Here is a 16764-nt window from a genome sequence, read left to right on the forward strand (position 1 = left end):
TGATGTTTAAAAAGACGTAATTTGTAATCCTGAACCTGCTGAACATACGTAAATGTCGGCATTTAAATTAAAACGCTCAAAGTAGTGCTGCTCAACCGCTGCTTTGATAAGTGGTACTTCTGCATCACGGCATAAACACACAATCGCACCGCCAAAACCGCCGCCGGTCATACGTACTGCACCGCGTTCGCCCATCGCTTCTTTACAAATTTCTACTAGGCCGTCGGTTGCTGGCACGGTTACTTCAAAGTAATGTTTAAGCGATTGGTGCGATGCCGCCATTAGCTCGCGCAGCGTATCAATGTCGTTATTTTGCAGCGCTTTAGTTGCTGCAATTACACGCTCGTTTTCGCTAATTACATGGTGTGCACGTTTGTATTCGTTTTCGCTTAGTGCATCTTTGGTTGCTTCAAGCGTGTCCATGGTGGCTTTACGAAGCGTGGCTACATTCATTTTTGCAGCTGCTTGCTCACAGTCAACACGACGTTGGTTGTACTCGCTATCTACCAATTTACGTGGGTAGTTAGAGTTAACAATAACAATGTTTAAATCATCGGGTACTTTTACTGATTCAGTTGCTAGGTTTTCACAGTCAATTAAAAGCGCATGGCCGTTTTCGCCTTTTGCCGAAATAAGCTGATCCATAATGCCCGATTGGCAATGCATAAAGTCGTTTTCGGCTTCTTGGCCTAGTAAGGCAATTTTTTCTTCGCTTAAACCAAGCTGTGCAATATGGTTAAACATACCACCAATGGCCACTTCTAATGCCGCCGATGACGATAAACCACTGCCTTGCGGTAAGTTACTGTCAATAAGTAAATCGGCGCCGCGTAAAGTATGGCCCGCGCGCTTTAGTACAAATGACACGGCACGGATATAGTTACCCCATTGCGATTGTCCTTCGCTAATGTCTTCATCAACACTAAAGCTGTCTTTTTCGCCTGGGTAATTTAACGAATGCACAGTAATGATGTTGTCGTCGCGCTCTTTAAACATAACTTGAGTACGAAACTCTAACGAGCACGGGAATACAAAGCCGTCGTTGTAATCGGTAAATTCGCCAATTAGGTTTACACGCCCAGGTGCTGCAGCAATACCTTGAGCAGGCGCACCGTACAGTGATAAAAAGTGTTGTTGAAAATCGTTAAGCGTCATCTGTGTGTCCTGCTGTTTTTTTGTAGTGTGTGGTACTGGCTGCTTGTAAAATAGAGGCAGCTGTTTCTGCGCTTAAATCGCGCTGGCTTTCGCCTAACATTTCGTAGCCAACCATGTGTTTTTTAACGGTGGCAGAGCGAAGTAGCGGCGGGTAAAAATGGGCATGTAAGCGCCAATGTTGCTCATCTGAGCCACGATTAGCCGGTGCATTGTGCCATCCCATAGAATACGGGAAGCTACAATTAAATACGTTGTCGTATTTAGTGGTTAATACTTTAAGCGCTTGTGCTAAGGCGTCTGTTTGCGCATCGTTTAGCTGGCTAAAGTTTTGAATGTTATCTTTAGTTACAAGCAGTGTTTCAAACGGCCATGCTGCCCAAAATGGCACCACCACAAGCCAGTGCTCGTTTTCAAATACGACGCGGGTTTTATCTGTTTGCTCTTTTTGCACATAATCGGCAAGCATCGCACTGCCATGCTTTTTATAATAAGCAAGCTGCTGGGTGTCTTCGGCTTCTATTTCGGTTGATAAGTGCGAATGCGCCCATACTTGGCCATGTGGATGAGGTTGCGAGCAACCCATGATCTCGCCTTTATTTTCAAACACCTGAACACATTCATAGTGTTGTGCAAGTTCTGTGTAGTTGTCTTTCCAGGTTTTTACTACTTCGTGTAGGGCATCGTGCTCAAGCTCTGGCAGTGTTTTGTTATGCTCTGGAGAAAAACAAATTACACGGCATTCGCCGCTTGCTTCATCAGCAATAAATAAATCGCTGTCTGAGTCTAAGCTTTGCGATTGCTCGCTCTCATTAGGGGTAAGTGCGCCAAAGTCATTTCTAAATACATGGGTGTATTTGTAATCTGGGTTGCTGTCGCCATTTGCACGGGTGTTGCTTGGGCAAAGTGGGCAGCTTTCATCGTGTTTTGGTAGTACGCTTTCGTTTACTGCTTCTGTAGCGCCTAACCACGGGCGGTTATTACGATGCGGTGATACTAATACCCAGCGTCCCGTTAGCGGGTTTTTACGTCTGTGAGTACTTTCTAATAAAGCCATGTTAACTCTCCAACCCACTTGGGTAATTAGTTTGCCAGCGCCATGTGTCGTTAGTCATGTCGCTCAATGTTAGTTCTGCGTGCCAGTTAAGGGTGGTTTGCGCTTTTGTGGCATCGGCGTAATTACAGGCAATATCGCCTGCTCGGCGCGGTGCACTTTTATAAGGAATATCTTTATTGGCTGATGCGCTAAATGCTTTGATCATATCAAGCACTGAATAACCTTGGCCTGTGCCTAGGTTGTAAGCATGAAAGGCGGTATCTGTTTTATGTTGCATAAAGGCCGCTACATGGCCCTTAGCTAAATCTAAAACGTGAATATAGTCGCGCACGCCGGTGCCATCTTTGGTGTCGTAGTCGTCACCAAAAATATTAACCACTTCGCGTTTACCTACTGCAGTTTGAGCAATAAATGGCATTAAGTTATTTGGGATACCATTTGGGCTTTCGCCTAATAAGCCGCTTGGGTGCGCACCAACAGGGTTAAAGTAGCGAAGAGCAATGCCCATAAATTGGCTGTTGGCATTACATACGTCTTGCATGGCTTGTTCAACCATAACTTTGCTCCAACCGTAAGGGTTAGTAGCGCGTATAGGGTGTTTTTCATCAATAGGTAGGTAGTCTGGCTCGCCGTACACAGTGGCCGATGAGCTAAATATAATATGGTTAACGCCTACCTCTTGCATGTTTTGTAGCATGCTTAATGTGCCCGACACATTGTTTTGGTAATAACGCAATGGTTGCTCGGTTGATTCACCTACCGCTTTAAGTGCTGCAAAGTGAAATACAGCCTCAGCTTGGCTGTGTTTAAGGGCAAGTTTAAACTGCTGCTCGTCTTGAATGTCACCTAAAATAAACTCAAAACGGGTACCGGTAATTTTTTCGAGTTGATCAAGCACACGGGGGCTTGCGTTAGATAAGTTGTCGTAAATAACTGGGGTAATGCCTGCCTCATGGAGGGCAATACATGTGTGGCTACCTATATAACCCATACCGCCTGTAACTAAAACTTTCATATGTTTTCTCGAAAAGTGTATTTATATGATAAATACTACTATTAAGGTAATTTAAAAACAATAGTTATGATTGCCCGTTATTTCAAATAAACGCTTAAAATTCACCCAAGCAAAGGCACAATAGCTATACCTACTTAATAAGGGCGCATAGGTTTATCAATTAATTCTATAAACTGATTCTACTGAGCCACTAATTATTAGTCGCTAAAAGTGGTGGTACTATTAGTAAATAGCAGTGAGCTAATGCGTGTGTAATTTGTCGTTAATGCAATGGCCAAAGTCTTAATATAAAAAGGAACGTTCAACATGAAAAAAACAATTTTATTAACTGGTGCCACCGACGGTATTGGCCTAGAGACCGCTAAAATGTTGTTAGCGCAAGGGCATACTGTATTATTACACGGGCGCAACCAAGACAAGTTAAATATCGTACAAGCAAGCTTAAACGCTGATTACCCGCAAGCAAGCACAGCCACCTACATTGCCGATTTAAGCGATATGGCGCAAGTAAACACCTTGGCTCAGTCAGTGTTAGCCGACTTACAAAACGCGAATAAAATACTTGATGTAGTTATTAATAACGCCGGTGTTTATAAATTGGCAAATATTACTACTGTAAATGGGCTAGATGCACGTTTTGCAGTTAATATGTTAGCGCCTTATTTACTTACTAAAGCGTTACTGCCTGTAATGAACACGCAATCACGTGTGGTTAACGTGTCATCGGCTGCACAAACCAGCGTTAACTTTGACTCGTTAGTGGGCAAAAAGCCGCTATCAGATAGCGCAGCCTACGCGCAAAGCAAATTGGCTATTACTATGTGGTCGCGTCATTTAGGTTTAGCACTTAAAGGCAGCGGGCCATTAGTTGTTGCGGTAAACCCTAAGTCGTTACTAGGTAGTAAAATGGTAAAAGATGCCTACGGGCTTGCTGGTGGCGACTTAAAACTAGGCGCTGATATTTTTTGCCGCGCCGCATTAAGTGACGAATTTAAAGATGCCACTGGCCTTTATTTCGATAACGATGCAGAGCGCTTTGCACCGCCACATCCAGATGCGCTCAACCCTACTAAAAATCAGCAGTTAGTTGATACGTTAGATAGCCTGCTTGCTCAGCTAAATGTTGATAGCTAGTAGCAAATTAACGCGAAAAGATTTTACTCATGCCTTATAAAACCTAGTTGTTTTTTATAAAGCCGATATGTGTTTTAAATGTTTTACCCTTTGTTGATCGTCAAAGAGTTCACCTAACGGTGAACTCTTTTTTTTGCGTGCAACATTACTCTTGTTGTAAACGCTCGTACAACCAATCTTTTAATTCTGAACGCTCATGTTTTAGTTGATTCATTTGCTCATCGCTAATGGGCGCATCTTTAAGCTCTAAAACACGAATCTCTTTATCTAGCTTGTCGTATTTATCTGCCTTTTTAGCAAATTCTGTGTCGCTTTTATTTAGCTCTGCAATGGTATTTAGGTACTGTGGAAAGTCATTGGTAAGTGAGTGGTCTTCGCCTAACATATTCGCTCCTTAGTAGGATAAATGAGTTACTTAAGTGAATTACTACCTTTTCATATATTACTCTGGGGCTTGGACAATAATAAATCAACCATAGCTAGCTTAAATTGATATAGCGCAGCGACTGGGTAGCATTTTGTTTAATGCCTACTTTTAAACAGTGATGGAGGATTTTTAAACTCTATTATAAATATTATTTTGAAACTGATTGTATGTTTAGCCTTATTATCATTTGTAAAGGGTGTGTCTACAATGAAGCTTCATTACACAATTACTTATCAACAGATAACAGAGGCAATACCCATGAAAGCAATGACAATTAATAATTTTGGTGGCACTGAAGAGTTTGTAGCAGCTGAGGTTGCAAAACCACAAGTAACAGCAGGTAATGTGTTAGTTCGTATTGCCGCAACAAGCGTAAATACAATTGATATGATGATTCGTCAAATGGGTGCTGACTTACCCTTTGCTCCAAAACTACCGGGCATTTTAGGGATGGACTTTGCAGGCACTGTTGAAGCTGTTGGCGAAGGCGTAACAGACTTTGCAGTAGGTGATGAAGTATATGGTTGTGCTGGTGGCCTAGGCGATTTACCAGGTGCACTTGCTGAGTTTATTCTTGCTGATAAGCGCTTAATCGCTCACAAACCTAAAAACCTAAGCATGAAAGAAGCAGCCGCTATCCCACTTGTAGGTATTACAGCACTTGAAGGCTTAACACGTGCAAGTGTAAGTGCAGGCCAAAAAGTATTAGTACACGGCGGCGCAGGTGGTGTAGGCCATTTAGCAGTACAACTAGCTAAGCATTTTGGCGCTGATGTTTACTCAACTGGCGGTAACGCAGAGCAACTAGCACTCATAGAAAGCTTTGGCGCTACAGGCATAAACTTTAAAGACGAAACCGTAGAGCAGTACGTTGAAAAACACACAAGCAACGTTGGTTTTGACATGGTATTTGACACTGTGGGTGGTGGTAACCTGACTAACTCATTTGCTGCAGCAAAGCTAAATGCACAGGTATCTACAACGCTTTCTTTATTAGAAGTAGATTTAAGCCCAGTACACTTTAAAGGCTTATCGTTAAACGTAATCTTTATGCTTATTCCAATGATCCACGACTTTAACCGTCAAGACCACGGCGACAAACTTACTAAACTGGCACAAATTGTTGAAGCAGGTGGTATGCGCCCAGTACTTGATGAGCAAGACTTTAGCTTAGAAGAAGCAGCTAAAGCGCATGACCGCTTAGCAAGTGGCCAAGCTATGGGTAAAGTTGTTATTTCTGTACAATAAATTATACCAATCCGCATAATTAAGTGATCTATTTTGAGGATGGAAAAGCGTGTTGATAGCAAGGCAAAAAATTCGCTATTTGGTTGCTCTAAATGAGAATTTTTTAACGTAGATAGCGACACGTTTAGCCCCTGAAAATGATTAAGTATTATTGCGGATTGGTATCATTAAGGCCGGCATCCTCGCCGGGCTCTTTCTTTTTTATGCCCGCCTGATTAACGTTTGTATACCCTTTTTTATAACCAAATATAAACAATAGTGCTTTTATTAATTGTATATAATTACGTTTTAAAATGTGTTGTTAATATTTTAGGGTCAGAGCAAGCGTTTATATGAAAATATTCACTAATAAATTTGCCAGTAAAGCTAAGCAGTTTTATATCGGTATTGTGCTGGTAGGCTGTGTACTGTCTGCGATGGTTTATTATCAGGCAGAAACCATTAAGCGCACCTCATCGACCTTAATGGAACAGCAAATTCCGGCGCTGCGCGATATTCGATTAATCGAAACCTACCTAGTAAAGCAAGAGCGCTTATTATATGAGTATTACGCAACGAGTAAGCGTGAACTTTATTTAATCGACTTTTTAGAAAACCATGTACGTATACTTGCGCTAATAAAAAACCTAGATCAAAACCACAGCACATTAGCGCTAGAAAGCAGCTTAAGTGATGAGTTTAAAAGTGGTTTAGACTTAGCACTTAAATTACACGAAAACCTATCAAGCAGCAGCACTAGTTGGGATTTAGCCAGAGAACAACTAGAGCAACTCACCGAACTGCAAGCCCAAGTGATGGGACACTTAACAAATGCAGAAACGGTTATTTCAAATGCGGTTGATAGCGGCTACAAAGACACCGAAAGCAACCTGCACACCACAGTCAATATTGTGTTTTTGTTTACGTTTGCCATAGTACTGGTAAGCATTTATACAGGGCGTTACGCATCTAAATTTATAAAACTTAGTACCCGTAACGAACGTTTAGCGCTATTTCCAACGCGCAACCCTAACCCAATTGTGAGTTTAAGCGCCAACCTTGAGCTTAACTACTGTAACCCTGCCGCTATTGCTATGCATAAAGCGTATGTAAGCGATAAACACAGTACGCCCATTGCATTACTAAGCCCTAATATAAAGCAGCAACTAATAGACACTAAGCAGTCGGCTAGTCATGTTGAGCGTTTTTATACACAGCTAGATAACCATTACCTCACTTACCAAATTCATTGGCTGCAAGAAATAGATGCCTTTGATATACACATACGCGATGTAACAGAGCAATTTGAGGCAGAGCGCTCATTAGAGTATTTAGCCTTTCATCACCCGTATTCAAAGTTGCCTAACCAAGCCAGTTTAGAAACATACACCAATGAGCTAATTTCGCTTGAGCAGCCTTTTAGTTTAATGCTGATTGATGTAAGCCACTTTAAACTATTGCTTGAGCAATATGGTTTATCGGGCGCTAACGAGTGTATAAATGCCTTTGCTATGCACTTATCGCGCAGCGCTAATAAATTTTCTCAGCAGTTAAAAAGCAAAAACAAACTGACCTTCTACCACATTGCCGATGCTAACTTTGTGGTTATTTATACCGAGCAAGATTGCTCAACAACCCTAGATGACTTACTCAAAGGCGTACAAAGCCGTTTAAGCCAAGCTATTAGCACACCGTACGGTGAAATGCGCATGAGCTTTAACTGCGGTGTAACACGCTACCCAACCAGTAATAACTATAAAACGCTGCTACTGCACGCCAATATTGCCTTAGAAGAGGCGGTAAAACGTAATATTCCCTACGCTTATTTTGATACCGAAAGCGGAGTTAAGCATGCACAGCAGCTACATATTGCTCGGCGCCTTGATACCGCCATTGAAAAGCAGCAGTTTGAGCTTTATTTTCAGCCTAAAATGCACCTTAAATCGCAAACCATAAACAGCTGCGAATGTTTAATTAGGTGGTTTGATGATGGGAAGTTTGTCTCTCCGGCGCAGTTTATTCCTATTGCCGAGCACAGCGGGTTTATATTGTCATTAGGCGAATGGATACTCGATAGTGCCTTTGCCCAAGCTAAAAAATGGCATCAGCAAAACTTAAATATCCGCTTGGCTATTAATATATCGGCAAGGCAATTTACACAGCAAGACTTTGTGCAAAGCATAAAACAGCGGTTGGCACATTTTAACGTGCCCGCGCATTTAATTGAGCTAGAAATTACCGAAACCGCCATTATGGACGATGAAGAGTTTGGTATTTCAGTACTGCAGGCGCTGAGTGCACTGGGTATTAGCTTATCAATTGATGACTTTGGTACGGGCTATTCGTCGCTGGGTTACTTACAGCGTTTTCCGGTTAATAAATTAAAAATAGATCAGTCGTTTGTGCGCAATATGGCCACAGACACACGGGATCAGGCTTTAGTATTGAGTATTTGCCAATTAGCTAAAAACTTAGGGCTCGATATTATCGCCGAAGGCGTAGAAGAGCATGCCCAACTTGAAAAACTAAAAGAGTATAACTGCGACCTAATTCAAGGGTACTTGTTAAGCCGGCCAATACCAGCAAACGAATTTGAAGCATTTTTAGCTAAAGGCGTAAGTTTTTAAGGCGTTTTGCTAATGTATGTTAGGTAATTATTAGTGATAGAATGGCCTTATAAAAGCTTCTATCGCTCATTTTACAAGCCACACATGTGAGCAAAGAGCACTACATTATTAAATAAGGTCGTTGTGTAATGCTGTTGATGATCGACAACTACGATTCGTTTACTTATAACCTAGTACAATACTTTCAGCGCTTAAACCAAGAGGTGCTGGTAAAGCGTAATGACGAAATATCTGTTGCGCAAATTAAGCAACTTAACCCCAAGCATATTGTTATTTCTCCGGGGCCTTGTACGCCAAACGAAGCGGGTGTGTCACTCAATGTCGTTGAGCAGCTAAAAGGCATTTACCCTATTTTGGGTATTTGCTTAGGGCATCAAACCATCGCGCAAGCGCTAGGGGGCAAGGTTATACGTGCTAAGCAAGTCATGCATGGTAAAACCTCACCTATTGTTCATAATAATAAGGGGGTATTTACCGGTTTAGAAAACCCGCTTACTGTGTGTCGTTATCACTCGCTGGTGGTCGAAAAACACAGTTTACCGAGTGAATTAGCCATTACCGCATGGAGCCAAACCGAGCAAGGTGAGTTTGACGAAATTATGGGGCTACTTCACACAGAGCTTGCTCTTGAAGGCGTGCAATTTCATCCCGAGGCTATTTTAACAACTCAAGGGCTCGAATTGCTTGCTAACTTTTTATCTCGCTTCTAACCTTACAGTAACCACCGAATGGTAATACTTATACTGAATGGACTTTATGACTGAACTTGCGTCGCAAAAGCGAATAGCCTCAATGCTTGACCAGCGTGCTCACGACTTGCTGCTTGGCCATAGTTTTGCACATCAACAAATTGGCTTTATTCATACGCTGGAAATTGATTATGGCGAACCAATGAAGCAACGCACTTTATTAGAAGTAGAAGTTGCCGCACAGCATAAACGCCAGCAAAGTAGCACCGCGCATCATAAGTACCGAGCACAAGCGAGCAAACAACTTCATAAAGTAATAGAAACAGCCATATTTAAGCAATTAGAAGATATGGATGCTGTTATTCAAAACACCATAGGCATAGAAGATAACGTTGCTACCATGCTAGATATACTGGCGGTTAAGTCGGCAAGTGTTGGGCGTTTAGAGCCATTGGTAAATGATTCTAGTTGGCTTGGCCGCGAATTAGTGTCATTGGTAAACCTGCCTTACTACCGAAAGCAGCGCAGCAAAAGTACCTCAGTTAAAGTAGACAGCCCCGCACTTGCACTGCGCTATATTGGCCTTGATAACTTACAATTGGTAATTCCTACTTTTGCTATGCGCCATTGGATGCCACACAGCACAGAGCCATTTCCATTATTAAAACGCCGCCTGCGCGATGCCGCCATGGCCAATGCAATTGCGGCGCAAAAAATTGCAGAGCTTAATGATGTAAACCCCGTACATGCGTTTACACTGGGCATGCTTATAGATGTAGGGCGTATTGCCTTAGTGCGTTTGTACTTAAAAACCTTTGAACAGGTATGGCAACGCAAAGTGCAAATAGCACGCGAAGCACAGCAAAAAGATTTACACACGGCATTGATGGAGCTAAAGCCAGATCCCTTATTTTTAACCACATTGCTAACTAATAAGTCACTTGAATTAAGTGCTAAAGTTATTCGAAAAATGGCTTTTAAGTTTTTGCCGTTTAATCATGTCATGGCGCAACTTGTTCATGGTATTGAGCAAAGTAGTGATGTTTTCCCTATGAGTGAAGTCATGCTTAAAGCGCGATGTTATTCGCAGTATTTAAACCTAAAACAGCACCAACTTATTGAACAAGATGAAATGCAGGCGTGGTTTTCGTACCACCAATTCACTAAAAATGAGCTAAAAGCCCTCGAAACAAGCAATTTTACCAACCTTGCTATTCAAATTGACTAAAAAGCAGCTTACTCGCTGGTCCTTATATCGGTAATTTACCGCTGATGGCGGCAAATTTTCATTAACTATTGAATTTTTTGTTAATTTTTTTGCGACTATTCATTCATTAACATCTCCCCGAGCACACCTCGCTTTAAGCGCTTAATGTAAGGCGCGACTCACTGCGCAGGCGCATAAGTATTAAAAAATGGCATTTATTTTCTATGCAGATAGTTATTCACTATCTATGAAATAATATCCCAAGGCCTTTATTTTAAAGGCCTGCATGAAAGTTTTTAACGAGACAGCACCACAAATATCTGAAATAATGAGCGCCTGAAAATTGAACCACAAGGCAGTTTTACGCTCAACCTTTTGCTATTTAGTGCGTAAATATCTTGGTTACATTTATAACCAAACACCTATTTTGATGTTTTGTGTTGCTCACAATTAAGAGGAAAAAAAATGACAGTCAATCGCGAATTATTTGATCACGTAATGGTTCCTAACTACGCGCCTTCAAGCGTTATTCCTGTTCGAGGCGAAGGCTCTCGCGTATGGGATCAACAAGGTAAAGAATTTATCGACTTTGCCGGTGGTATTGCTGTTAACTGTCTTGGCCATTGCCATCCTGCATTAGTAGGTGCATTAAAAGAGCAAGGCGAAAAAATTTGGCACCTATCAAACGTAATGACTAACGAGCCTGCGCTGCGTTTAGCTAAAAAAATGGTCGATGCGACCTTTGCCGAAAAAGTTTACTTTGCAAACTCAGGCGCAGAAGCAAACGAAGCCGCGCTTAAATTAGCACGTCGTTTTGCACTTGATAAATTTGGTGCTGAAAAATCACAAATTATCTCATTTAACAAAGGCTTTCACGGTCGTACGTTCTTTACCGTAACCGTAGGCGGGCAAGCTGCATACTCAGATGGTTTTGGTCCTAAGCCAGGCGATATCGTACATTGTGATTACAATGACCTAGCTGCATTTGAAGCGCTAATTAGCGACAAAACATGTGCCGTAATGATGGAGCCACTGCAAGGTGAGGGCGGTATTATTTCGCCAACTGACGAATTTGCACAAGGCGTTCGTGAGCTATGTACTAAACACAATGCACTGCTTATTTTTGATGAAGTACAAACAGGTGTAGGCCGTACTGGTGAGCTATACGCATACCAAGGTCTAAACGTAGTGCCTGATATTTTAACGTCAGCTAAAGCACTTGGCGGCGGTTTCCCTATTGGCGCTATGCTAACGACTACTGAGATTGCACAGCACTTAAAAGTAGGGACTCATGGTTCTACTTACGGTGGTAACCCACTGGCGTGTGCAGTAGCTGAAGCCGCATTTGATACTGTAAATACCCCTGAAGTACTGGCGGGCGTAAAAGAAAAAGCAGCATTATTTAACGAGCTTCTTAACGCGGTAAACGAAAAATACAACGTGTTTAGCGAAATTCGTGGCCAAGGCTTATTAATTGGTGCAGCGGTTAACGAGCAATACAAAGGCCGTGCTAAAGAGTTTTTAGTAGCAGCTACCGAGCAAGGGCTTATGTCGCTTGTAGCGGGTGCTGATGTAGTACGCTTTACGCCATCGTTAGTAATCACCGAAGCGGATATTCGCGAAGGTATGGCGCGTTTTGAAAAAGCAGTAGCAAGCGTAGTAAACGCTTAAGCGCGTTAAACCACCTTATTAAGGGCAAGCCTGCTTGCCCTGCATATTCTATTTACCGTTATTGATAAGGGAGCAAGCGGACTCATGATGATCCTTCGCCCAATCCAGCAAAATGATTACGCAGCGTTATTAAAAATTGCCCACGAATCGGGTCATGGTTTTACATCTTTGCCGTTAAACGAAGAGTTACTGCAAAAGAAAATTGACCATTCTGTAAGTTCATTTGCTAAACAAACGTCACAACCTGGTGACGAAGGCTACCTGTTTGTTCTTGAAGATACCGAAACCGGTGAAGTAGTCGGTACTTCAGCTATTGAAGCTGCAGTAGGGCTTGATGATGCGTTTTATCATTACCACTTAAGTAAAGTAATTCACTCATCACGCACGTTAGATGTATACAAAGCGGTTGATATTTTAACCCTATGTAACGACTACACCGGCGCGACAGAACTATGTACCTTATTTTTGAAAGATGGCTATCGTAAAAACTGTAACGGTAAACTTCTTTCAAAAGCGCGCTTTATGTTTATAAAACAACATGAACAGCGTTTTGCACAAACAGTAATAGCAGAAATGCGCGGCGTGTCTGACGAAAACGGCAGCAGCCCGTTTTGGCAGTGGCTAGAAGAGCACTTTTTCTCAATGGACTTTCCTACCGCCGATTACCTAACAGGTATAGGCCAAAAAGTGTTTATTGCTGAACTAATGCCAAAGTACCCAATTTACGTAAACTTGCTTAGCAAAGACGCTCAAGCGGTGATTGGTAAAGTACACGACAACACACGCCCAGCTATTGAGCTATTAAAAAATGAAGGATTTACCTTCAACGGTTACGTCGATATTTTTGATGCGGGCCCTACAGTAGAAGCAAAAGTAGATAACATTGCCACTATTCGTAATGCAAAAGACTTTAAAGTAGAAATAGGCGAAGCATCGGGCGATACCATGGTACTGCTTGCTAACGGCAAGTTAGAAGATTACCGTGCAACGGTTGCAGCGCTTAGCTTTGATGAGCGTGCAAGCAGCCTTATTTTATCGCAACAAATAGCCGATGCCCTACAGCTACAATCGGGCGACACCGTAAGCGCAACCCCAGTTTAATTAAGGAGAAAGTATAATGACTCATCCTGCACAATTTATTAATGGTCAGTGGTCACAAGGCCAAGGCAACGCATTTAACTCAGTAAACCCTGCAAATAACGACGTTATTTGGCAGGCATCTTCAGCGACTGCAGAGCAAGTAGATAGCGCGGTAAATTCGGCGCGCGAAGCATTTTACAGCTGGGCAGATAAAAGCTTTAACGAGCGCCTAGAGATAGTTAAAACCTTTGCAGCAACACTTAAAGAGCACAGCGAAGAACTTGCTGTAGCGATTGCCCAAGAAACCGGTAAGCCACTGTGGGAAACGCGTACAGAAGCGGGCGCAATGGTAGGTAAAATTGCCATTTCTGAAAAAGCATTTTTAGAGCGCACCGGCGACGTTGAAAACGCTATGCCAGTAGGGCGTGCGATGATCCGTCATAAACCACATGGTGTAGTTGCCGTATTTGGCCCATATAACTTCCCTGGGCACTTACCTAATGGCCACATTGTGCCAGCGCTTTTAGCCGGTAACACCGTGGTATTTAAGCCATCAGAGCTTACGCCAATGGTTGCTGAGCTTACGCTTAAACTATGGGAAAAAGCCGGTTTACCTGCCGGTGTAATTAACCTTGTTCAAGGTGAAGTAGAAACAGGTAAAGCCCTTGCTGCGCATAAAGGCATAGATGGTTTATTCTTTACAGGTTCTTCGCGTACTGGTCATATTTTACATGAGCAGTTTGCAGGCCAGCCAGGTAAAATTTTAGCGCTTGAGATGGGTGGCAATAACCCACTGATTATTAAAGATGTGGCAGATACTAAAGCCGCGGTACACGATATTATTCAATCGGCGTTTATTTCAAGCGGCCAACGTTGTACGTGTGCTCGTAAAGTATTTTTACCTAAAGGCCAACAAGGCGATGACATTTTAGCGCGCCTTATCACTGCAACTAAAGCCATTAAAGTAGGCAACTACGATGATGAAGAGCAGCCATTTATGGGCTCTATGATCTCATCTGCGGCTGCAGCAGGCATGGTAAAAGCACAAAACGAGCTGGTTGAGCTTGGCGGTGAAGTACTAGTAGAGCTTGAGCACACAGCCAATACTGGTTTTGTAACACCGGGTATTATTGAGTGTTCAGCAATTAGCGACTTCCCAGATGAAGAGCACTTTGGCCCATTATTAAAAGTGTTCCGCTTTGATGACTTTGACCACGCAATTGATAAAGCAAACGATACCAGCTTTGGTTTATCAGCAGGTTTATTAAGCGACAGCGAAGCCGACTACAATCACTTTTTACGTCGTATTCGTGCCGGTATTGTTAACTGGAACCGCCCAATTACAGGTGCATCAAGTGCAGCCCCATTTGGTGGTATTGGCGCATCAGGAAATCACAGAGCAAGCGCATATTACGCAGCCGATTACTGTGCATACCCTGTTGCTTCGGTAGAACTTGAAAAAGTAACGATGCCAGCAACACTAAGCCCAGGCTTAAAAATAGATTAATTACTGTTCTATTTGTAGTTATAAAGAATGAGAAAAGCAGCTTAGGCTGCTTTTTTTGTATTGGTAACGCGCAAAGCTAGTAATTAGTGGCGCTTTCTGCTTAAATCTATGCAATTAGTTATTCAAAGGTGAAAATCACAATGGTTTTAGACAGGCAAGGGTACGATGACTTGATCATGTATCTAACTCAAAATTTAGCGTTATTTGAGAAGCCAGGCGAAATCAAACCCGGTGCCCCTACCGTTATGGAACTCATAGAAGACGTAATAGCGCATAACGTTATGCTAATTTGTGAACAACATACCAATCTTAATACCGAACAACGCAGCCAAATAGTGCGCGAGGTAGACGGTATTGTTTACGACTTACAAGAAGTGCTAAGCAGCATAACCTCACAACCCGTTACGGTTGAACAACACGCATTTATAGATGAGTTTGCTGGGCTTATTAAAAACTTATTTGATAACGCGGTAACACAAACCTCTTAACGTTACCCGTTAACACAGCGCAGTATGACCTAATAACTGCGCTCCTATTACTTCTCGCCTTATTAATAACACCACTAAATTTAATCTCAGCGCTCACGTATCGTTGCAGATTGTTATACAATCAACAAAATTTTTTTAGAGATAAACACATGCAAGCAAATGTAAAATGGGTTGAAGGCGACACCTTTATTGGCCGTTCTAATTCTAATCACAATGTAGTTTTTGATGCCGGTAGCGACAGCGCTGCACCAAGTCCAATGGAAATGGTACTTATGTCGGTAGGTTGTTGCTCGTCGGTAGATGTTGTAAGTATTTTAAAAAAAGCCAAACAAGATTTTTCTGATGTGCAAGTACAACTAAGCTCAGAGCGCGCCGAAACAGCGCCTCGTGTATTTACTAAAATTAATTTACACTTTGTTGTTACAGGCAATAATGTCTCGGAAAAACACCTTGCGCGTGCGGTTTCGCTCTCTGCTGAAAAGTATTGTTCTGTTGCTTTAATGCTTGATAAAACAGTAGAAATTACCCACAGCCACGAAGTTGTGCAAGAACAGGTAAAATAACGCTTTTTCCGTGAGGAAAATTCGTATAAAATCCGCGAACTTTTCATTCTGCAGGTGCAGATTTCACTAATTTATAGGTTGGTTTATCATGAACAAACCCTTCGATAAACTTAAACTTCATGGCTTTAATAATTTAACCAAAAGTTTAAGCTTTAGTATTTACGACATTTGCTACGCAAAGACCGAGCAACAACGTAAAGAATATATTGAATATATCGACGAGCAGTACAGTGCAGATAGACTAACCGACATACTAGGTGATGTTGTTGATATTATTGGTGCTAACATTTTAAATGTGGCGCGCCAAGATTATGAACCACAAGGCGCAAGTGTGACTATTTTGGTTTCGGAAGAGCCGGTAGAAGAGCAGCAAAATTACGATGCTGACGAAGCGCCAGGCCCATTACCAGATTCTGTTGTTGCGCACCTAGATAAAAGCCATATTTGTGTACATACCTACCCAGAAGCGCACCCTGATGATGGTATTTGTACATTCCGTGCTGATATTGAAGTATCTACCTGTGGCATTATTTCGCCACTTAAAGCGTTAAACTTCTTAATTCATAGCCTTGAGTCAGACGTAGTAACCATTGACTACCGCGTACGTGGTTTTACCCGCGACGTAAACGGTGTTAAACACTACATTGACCATGCAATTAACTCGATTCAAAACTTCATGACAGAAGATACCAAAGAAGCGTACCAAATGATGGACGTGAACGTGTATCAAGAAAACCTGTTCCACACCAAAATGATGTTAAAAGAAACCGACTTAAACACTTACCTGTTCGGCCTATCTACTGATGAGCTGTCGGATGAGGAAGAAGAAGAAATTCGCTCTAAACTAACCCGCGAAATGCAGGAAATATTCTACGGTCGTAACCTACCAGACGCAGAATAAATTAGTTTAAAAGCAATTT

General features: G+C 42.1%; 15 protein-coding genes. 11 read left to right on the plus strand and 4 right to left on the minus strand.

Features of this window, described 5'->3' with window-relative positions:
• Window positions 1-6: 6 nt before the first annotated feature.
• The 3 genes from galK to galE are packed head-to-tail and all read right to left on the minus strand — an operon-like array spanning window position 7 to window position 3224.
• Entirely contained in the window at window positions 7-1155 is a 1149-nt protein-coding gene (gene galK / locus AN395_RS14285) for a galactokinase (protein ID WP_054983390.1), read from the minus strand.
• Window positions 1145-2209: a UDP-glucose--hexose-1-phosphate uridylyltransferase gene (locus AN395_RS14290; RefSeq protein WP_054983391.1), complete on the minus strand. Its 1065-nt coding sequence runs from the start codon at window positions 2207-2209 to the stop codon at window positions 1145-1147. The genes galK and AN395_RS14290 overlap by 11 nt, the downstream gene beginning before the upstream one ends.
• Before the next feature lies 1 nt (window position 2210).
• Window positions 2211-3224, minus strand: a complete 1014-nt coding sequence (galE, locus tag AN395_RS14295) for a UDP-glucose 4-epimerase GalE (protein ID WP_054983392.1) — start codon at window positions 3222-3224, stop codon at window positions 2211-2213.
• A 306-nt stretch (window positions 3225-3530) separates the two neighbouring features.
• Here galE and AN395_RS14300 point away from each other — a divergent pair, with 306 nt between their 5' ends.
• Entirely contained in the window at window positions 3531-4358 is an 828-nt protein-coding gene (locus tag AN395_RS14300; RefSeq protein WP_054983393.1) for an SDR family NAD(P)-dependent oxidoreductase, read from the plus strand.
• A 145-nt stretch (window positions 4359-4503) separates the two neighbouring features.
• Here AN395_RS14300 and AN395_RS14305 read toward each other — a convergent pair whose 3' ends face one another.
• Complete coding sequence (locus tag AN395_RS14305; RefSeq protein WP_004588182.1) at window positions 4504-4743, minus strand: YdcH family protein; 240 nt, start codon at window positions 4741-4743, stop codon at window positions 4504-4506.
• A gap of 300 nt (window positions 4744-5043) precedes the next feature.
• On the opposite strand from AN395_RS14305, the gene AN395_RS14310 reads away from it, so the two are divergent.
• The 10 genes from AN395_RS14310 (at window position 5044) to speD (ending at window position 16745) form a co-directional block, all read left to right on the plus strand.
• Window positions 5044-6033 (plus strand): zinc-dependent alcohol dehydrogenase family protein, encoded by a 990-nt coding sequence (locus AN395_RS14310; RefSeq protein ID WP_054983394.1) that lies wholly within the window; start codon window positions 5044-5046, stop codon window positions 6031-6033.
• A 332-nt stretch (window positions 6034-6365) separates the two neighbouring features.
• Window positions 6366-8639, plus strand: a complete 2274-nt coding sequence (locus AN395_RS14315; RefSeq protein ID WP_054983395.1) for a bifunctional diguanylate cyclase/phosphodiesterase — start codon at window positions 6366-6368, stop codon at window positions 8637-8639.
• Between the two features lie 128 nt (window positions 8640-8767).
• A complete protein-coding gene (locus AN395_RS14320; RefSeq protein WP_004588186.1) occupies window positions 8768-9349 on the plus strand; it encodes an aminodeoxychorismate/anthranilate synthase component II in 582 nt (193 codons plus the stop codon).
• A 46-nt stretch (window positions 9350-9395) separates the two neighbouring features.
• Entirely contained in the window at window positions 9396-10556 is a 1161-nt protein-coding gene (locus AN395_RS14325; protein ID WP_054983396.1) for an HDOD domain-containing protein, read from the plus strand.
• Between the two features lie 444 nt (window positions 10557-11000).
• Entirely contained in the window at window positions 11001-12206 is a 1206-nt protein-coding gene (locus AN395_RS14330) for an aspartate aminotransferase family protein (protein ID WP_004588188.1), read from the plus strand.
• Between the two features lie 84 nt (window positions 12207-12290).
• Window positions 12291-13307: an arginine N-succinyltransferase gene (astA, locus tag AN395_RS14335; RefSeq protein WP_004588189.1), complete on the plus strand. Its 1017-nt coding sequence runs from the start codon at window positions 12291-12293 to the stop codon at window positions 13305-13307.
• Window positions 13308-13323: 16 nt separating this feature from the next.
• Entirely contained in the window at window positions 13324-14793 is a 1470-nt protein-coding gene (astD, locus tag AN395_RS14340) for a succinylglutamate-semialdehyde dehydrogenase (RefSeq protein WP_054983397.1), read from the plus strand.
• 140 nt (window positions 14794-14933) lie between these two features.
• Window positions 14934-15281, plus strand: a complete 348-nt coding sequence (locus tag AN395_RS14345) for a DUF3802 family protein (RefSeq protein ID WP_004588191.1) — start codon at window positions 14934-14936, stop codon at window positions 15279-15281.
• 149 nt (window positions 15282-15430) lie between these two features.
• The gene (locus AN395_RS14350) at window positions 15431-15844 is read left to right on the plus strand and encodes an OsmC family protein (RefSeq protein WP_004588192.1); all 414 of its coding nucleotides are present in this window, start codon (window positions 15431-15433) and stop codon (window positions 15842-15844) included.
• An 88-nt stretch (window positions 15845-15932) separates the two neighbouring features.
• Window positions 15933-16745, plus strand: coding sequence for an adenosylmethionine decarboxylase (gene speD, locus AN395_RS14355; protein ID WP_004588193.1), 813 nt, complete (start codon window positions 15933-15935; stop codon window positions 16743-16745).
• Window positions 16746-16764: the final 19 nt, after the last annotated feature.

Source organism: Pseudoalteromonas sp. P1-30 (assembly GCF_001400005.1).
Lineage (GTDB): Bacteria > Pseudomonadota > Gammaproteobacteria > Enterobacterales > Alteromonadaceae > Pseudoalteromonas > Pseudoalteromonas atlantica.

Excerpts from the sequence above, each read along its gene's own strand:
- galK (WP_054983390.1), bottom strand. The coding sequence starts at position 1,155 with ATGACGCTTAACGATTTTCAACAACACTTTTTATCACTGTACGGTGCG.
- AN395_RS14290 (WP_054983391.1), bottom strand. The coding sequence starts at position 2,209 with ATGGCTTTATTAGAAAGTACTCACAGACGTAAAAACCCGCTAACGGGA.
- galE (WP_054983392.1), bottom strand. The coding sequence starts at position 3,224 with ATGAAAGTTTTAGTTACAGGCGGTATGGGTTATATAGGTAGCCACACA.
- AN395_RS14300 (WP_054983393.1), top strand. The coding sequence starts at position 3,531 with ATGAAAAAAACAATTTTATTAACTGGTGCCACCGACGGTATTGGCCTA.
- AN395_RS14305 (WP_004588182.1), bottom strand. The coding sequence starts at position 4,743 with ATGTTAGGCGAAGACCACTCACTTACCAATGACTTTCCACAGTACCTA.
- AN395_RS14310 (WP_054983394.1), top strand. The coding sequence starts at position 5,044 with ATGAAAGCAATGACAATTAATAATTTTGGTGGCACTGAAGAGTTTGTA.
- AN395_RS14315 (WP_054983395.1), top strand. The coding sequence starts at position 6,366 with ATGAAAATATTCACTAATAAATTTGCCAGTAAAGCTAAGCAGTTTTAT.
- AN395_RS14320 (WP_004588186.1), top strand. The coding sequence starts at position 8,768 with ATGCTGTTGATGATCGACAACTACGATTCGTTTACTTATAACCTAGTA.
- AN395_RS14325 (WP_054983396.1), top strand. The coding sequence starts at position 9,396 with ATGACTGAACTTGCGTCGCAAAAGCGAATAGCCTCAATGCTTGACCAG.
- AN395_RS14330 (WP_004588188.1), top strand. The coding sequence starts at position 11,001 with ATGACAGTCAATCGCGAATTATTTGATCACGTAATGGTTCCTAACTAC.
- astA (WP_004588189.1), top strand. The coding sequence starts at position 12,291 with ATGATGATCCTTCGCCCAATCCAGCAAAATGATTACGCAGCGTTATTA.
- astD (WP_054983397.1), top strand. The coding sequence starts at position 13,324 with ATGACTCATCCTGCACAATTTATTAATGGTCAGTGGTCACAAGGCCAA.
- AN395_RS14345 (WP_004588191.1), top strand. The coding sequence starts at position 14,934 with ATGGTTTTAGACAGGCAAGGGTACGATGACTTGATCATGTATCTAACT.
- AN395_RS14350 (WP_004588192.1), top strand. The coding sequence starts at position 15,431 with ATGCAAGCAAATGTAAAATGGGTTGAAGGCGACACCTTTATTGGCCGT.
- speD (WP_004588193.1), top strand. The coding sequence starts at position 15,933 with ATGAACAAACCCTTCGATAAACTTAAACTTCATGGCTTTAATAATTTA.